The following is a 208-nucleotide window of genomic DNA, read 5'->3' as shown; positions in this document are numbered from 1 at the left end:
ACGCTATTTCTATTTCTGTCTTTTCCGCAAGGTCTGGTCCAGTCAGGAATGGGAAGGCCACATGCAGAAACCAGAGAGAAAACAGGAGATTGCTTGCTTAGAAGAAATCTGCGGTGCGAGTTTGTCTTCGGGTCAGAAATTGGACTTGGTTTTGTGGAGTCACATCAGTCAACAACGTCTTCGGGTCAATGCTTGTCAGTTTCAAGTC

General features: G+C 46.2%; 1 pseudogene. It reads left to right on the top strand.

Annotation, left to right across the window (positions count from 1 at the left end):
• Nucleotides 1–208 (top strand): annotated as a pseudogene (locus tag WKI42_RS11005) (helix-turn-helix domain-containing protein); the annotation flags it as partial.

It is taken from the genome of Streptococcus pseudopneumoniae (assembly GCF_038148935.1).
GTDB lineage: Bacteria > Bacillota > Bacilli > Lactobacillales > Streptococcaceae > Streptococcus > Streptococcus pseudopneumoniae_U.
The sequence above is the reverse complement of the archived record's forward strand: the minus strand, read 5'-3'. Positions and strand labels throughout refer to the sequence as shown.